Origin of the sequence: Kaistella sp., from assembly GCF_049588135.1 — a bacterium.
GTDB lineage: Bacteria > Bacteroidota > Bacteroidia > Flavobacteriales > Weeksellaceae > Kaistella.
Window position 1 is genome coordinate 1 of the sequence record NZ_JBAVFG010000164.1, and the last position, 3,608, is coordinate 3,608.

Below are 3,608 nucleotides of genomic sequence, written 5' to 3' on the forward strand. Positions count from 1 at the left end.
GCATTATAAAATACAAAAGGGTTTACTTTTCAAAGTAAACCCTTTTGTATTATCTTTTTAATTAATTGCCTTTTTCTTTACTGCTTCATTTCTGGCTTTTGCTAAAACAGGAATAGAAATTACGCCCATTACCAACATGATTACCAATTGCATTGTGTGTGAAATAAAAGCGTAAGAAAGTCCAATTTCGCCACCTTCTTCGGGGCTTTTACCCATGGAAAGAAACAACGCCATTATCCCAAATTTTAAAGCCAAATGAAAAGCTCCGATTCCGCCAGAAGCCGGCACCATCATTCCCAAAGTTCCTACAACGATAATGAAAAATCCGTCTGCAAATGTGAAATCTGAAGTTTCTGGCAAAGCAAAACAAACCAAATACGCCGCCAAATAATAGCAAATCCAGATTCCTAAAGTGTAAACTAGAAACTTTCCTTTTTGTTTCATTTTAAAAATGGAAGTCAAACCGTCAAAAATTCCTTTTGCAAAATTGAGCACTTTCTGATAAATTGGAAAATGTCTCAACTTTTTTCTAAAGACAAGAAACAAAATACCAGTTATAACAAAAATTGCAAGAAGCACATACATTTTCGAGTTGGATGATGCGGTTTCTGTTTTTCCTTTTTCTTCAGTAATATAAGTGTAGAAAGCGATAAACGCTTTGTACTTAAAAATTAATGTTAATCCCAAAAATCCAATCATACAGATTAAATCGATAACACGTTCTAAGATAATTGTACCGAAAGATTTATCGACTGGAACATTTTCTACGCCAAATAACGCCGTTGATCGTGCCAATTCTCCACTTCTAGGAATGGTAAGATTCATTAAATATCCGAAAGAAATCGTCCAAAATGAATTGGAGTTTGAAATTTTATATCCCATCGGTTCCAACAAAAGATTCCAGCGAACGGCTCGAAACCAATAGGCAAGAATCCCAAATATTGAGGCAATGAAAACCCAGAGATAATTGGCTTTCCCAAAATATCCCATAATTTTTTTAAACTCCATTCCTTTTAAAGCAAACCACATGAAAAGCGCAGCAATTCCGAGGGAAATCGCAATGGTTAAAAAGGTTCTAAAAGAATTTGTTTTTTTGTTTTGTTCCAACGTTGAGGAAATTTTTCAGAAATTAAGTAAGAAGATTGGTTTGCTCGTTTGGAAAAATGATTTTAGGCTGAAAGGTTTTTGCTTCCTCTGGCGTCATTTGAGCATAAGACATAATAATGATGATGTCGTTTTTCTGCACGCGTCTTGCAGCAGGTCCATTTAAACAAACTTCTCCAGATTTTCTTTTTCCTTTGATAGCATAAGTATCGAATCGTTCGCCGTTATTTACATTAACGATATAAACTCTTTCCCCCACTATAATTCCTGAAGCTTCCAAGAGCTCTTCGTCAATGGTAATACTTCCTATATAATTCAGATCAGATTCTGTTACACGAACTCTGTGAATCTTAGATTTAAAAACTTCAATTAGCATGGCGCAAATTTAATTATTTTAATTAAAGGAATAAAATTAATTTTAATTTTCAGACTGCACTCCTATTTTGCATTCATAATTAAACAATAAAAAGACACTAAAAACCCATTAATTTTAACAATAATGAAATAGCCATTTCGATTTCCTACAAAATTCAATAATTCGTAATTACAATTAATAATAATTAATATCTATAAAATTGGGATGCGTATTGAGTTTGGCATGAAAATAAAACTTGCAAACATCGATTAAATACAAAATGAAGGATTATACATTTTCGATAATATTCAAGAATTTCATTGAATATTGATTAAATATTCGCAAATAATTTGCACAATATGAAAAATGTTTTATATTTGCTTTAACATTAGAACTAACCTTAACTAATTTATATTATGAACAAGTCTGAATTAATCGACGCTATCGCAAAAGATGCGAGCATTACAAAAGTTGCAGCAAAAGCTGCCCTTGAATCTTTTATCTCTAACGTTACCCACACTTTGAAACAAAAAGATGGCAAAGTATCTTTAGTAGGATTCGGTACTTTCTCTGTAGCAGAAAGAGCTGCAAGACAAGGAATCAATCCTGCAACTAAAAAACCTATTAAAATTGCTGCAAAAACCGTTGCAAAATTCAAAGCAGGTTCTGACTTAGCAGACGCTGTAATGGGTGGTAAGAAAAAATAATCTATTGATTATATTAAATGAAAGTCCCGAAAATTCGGGACTTTTTCTATGGCGCCAAACGTGAAATTTCCCAATCGAAATCTTCTTGTAATTCATAAATAATTCTGTCATGCAAGCGATTTGGGCGACCTTGCCAAAATTCCATTTCATAAGGTTTTGCCAAATAACCACCCCAATTCATTGGTCGTGGAATTTCCTTATTTTCAAATTCTTTTTCAAGATTTTTTAACTTTTCTTCTAAATATTCACGATTCGGAATTACCTCACTTTGTGGCGAAACTACCGCTCCTAATTGGCTTCCTTTTGGACGAGAATGAAAATACCCATCACTTAAATTTTCGGCTAATTTTTCTAGATTTGCTTTAATAATAATTTGGCGTTCTAAACTTGGCCAGAAAAAATGCAGACACGCTTTGTGATTGCTTTCAATCGCTTTTCCTTTTCTACTATCGTAATTGGTAAAAAAAACAAAACCTTCCCAAGTGTACGATTTCAACAAAACCATTCTGGTTCGCGGGCAACCATCTTTTTCAAGGGTAGAAATTGCCATGGCGTTGGCTTCAGAAATTTGAGAATTTTGTTCAGCCTCTACGAACCAATCACGAAATTGCTCCATTGGATTTTCTTTAATTTGACTTTCCAAAAGTTCAGAGCGATCATAGATTTTTCTTTTGTCGTGCAGGTTTTCCATTAAATTTTTATTATATTTGATTAAAGGTTTCTATTTTAACCTGATTGATCAGATGAATTATTCTTACAAAGGTAAAATTTTAATTTCCACTCCCGATATTTCGGGGGACATATTCTCACGCTCTGTCGTTTTAATTGTTGACCATAATGAAAACGGCGCTTTTGGATTAATACTCAATAAGAAAAATACAAATATAAGTTCAAAATTACTTGAACTTTTTGAATTTCAAGTCGCTGTATATGAAGGAGGACCAGTTGAAAACGACAAGATTTTTTTTATTTGCAAAGGAAAAAGAGTAACGGAAGAATATCTAGCAATAAACGAAGAATACTACCTTACAGAAGACATTGAAAATGTTATTTCGTCCATTTTAAATCAACAAATTTCGATTGACGATGTTAAGGTATTTTCTGGATACTCTGGTTGGTCTGGTCAGCAATTAGAAAGTGAGATTCTTAGAAAAATATGGACTCCAGTAGAGGTATATCATTTGGATTATACGTCTCCAAATGATCAAAGTCTTTGGAAAAACATCATGCAAAACTTAGGCGGAGAATATTTATTATGGGCAAATGCACCAGAAGATGTTTCGATGAATTAATCAGATATCACTAACTGAAAACTCTTCTTATTCTATCATTCTCTCGGACAACAATTATTTTTACTTTATTCAAAACTTTAACACTCGTGCTTATAATTTAAAAATTGCTACGCCGTTATTATTGTAATTAAAATCTAAAAACCCGGTTAC

General features: G+C 32.9%; 5 protein-coding genes. 2 read left to right on the top strand and 3 right to left on the bottom strand.

Annotation, left to right across the window (positions count from 1 at the left end):
* Window positions 1–57 precede the first annotated feature (57 nt).
* Both WBY99_RS09170 and panD read right to left on the bottom strand, forming a co-directional pair.
* Window positions 58–1,107: a lysylphosphatidylglycerol synthase transmembrane domain-containing protein gene (locus WBY99_RS09170; RefSeq protein ID WP_423976029.1), complete on the bottom strand. Its 1,050-nt coding sequence runs from the start codon at window positions 1,105–1,107 to the stop codon at window positions 58–60.
* A gap of 22 nt (window positions 1,108–1,129) precedes the next feature.
* A complete protein-coding gene (panD, locus tag WBY99_RS09175; RefSeq protein ID WP_423976030.1) occupies window positions 1,130–1,480 on the bottom strand; it encodes an aspartate 1-decarboxylase in 351 nt (116 codons plus the stop codon).
* A gap of 395 nt (window positions 1,481–1,875) precedes the next feature.
* Between panD and WBY99_RS09180 the strand changes: the two genes are divergently transcribed.
* Window positions 1,876–2,166: an HU family DNA-binding protein gene (locus WBY99_RS09180; RefSeq protein WP_423976031.1), complete on the top strand. Its 291-nt coding sequence runs from the start codon at window positions 1,876–1,878 to the stop codon at window positions 2,164–2,166.
* Between the two features lie 46 nt (window positions 2,167–2,212).
* Here WBY99_RS09180 and pdxH read toward each other — a convergent pair whose 3' ends face one another.
* Window positions 2,213–2,857 (bottom strand): pyridoxamine 5'-phosphate oxidase, encoded by a 645-nt coding sequence (pdxH, locus tag WBY99_RS09185; RefSeq protein WP_423976032.1) that lies wholly within the window; start codon window positions 2,855–2,857, stop codon window positions 2,213–2,215.
* A 52-nt stretch (window positions 2,858–2,909) separates the two neighbouring features.
* Here pdxH and WBY99_RS09190 point away from each other — a divergent pair, with 52 nt between their 5' ends.
* Window positions 2,910–3,458: a YqgE/AlgH family protein gene (locus WBY99_RS09190; RefSeq protein WP_423976033.1), complete on the top strand. Its 549-nt coding sequence runs from the start codon at window positions 2,910–2,912 to the stop codon at window positions 3,456–3,458.
* Window positions 3,459–3,608 lie beyond the last annotated feature (150 nt).

Excerpts from the sequence above, each read along its gene's own strand:
- panD (WP_423976030.1), bottom strand. The coding sequence starts at position 1,480 with ATGCTAATTGAAGTTTTTAAATCTAAGATTCACAGAGTTCGTGTAACA.
- WBY99_RS09180 (WP_423976031.1), top strand. The coding sequence starts at position 1,876 with ATGAACAAGTCTGAATTAATCGACGCTATCGCAAAAGATGCGAGCATT.
- pdxH (WP_423976032.1), bottom strand. The coding sequence starts at position 2,857 with ATGGAAAACCTGCACGACAAAAGAAAAATCTATGATCGCTCTGAACTT.
- WBY99_RS09190 (WP_423976033.1), top strand. The coding sequence starts at position 2,910 with ATGAATTATTCTTACAAAGGTAAAATTTTAATTTCCACTCCCGATATT.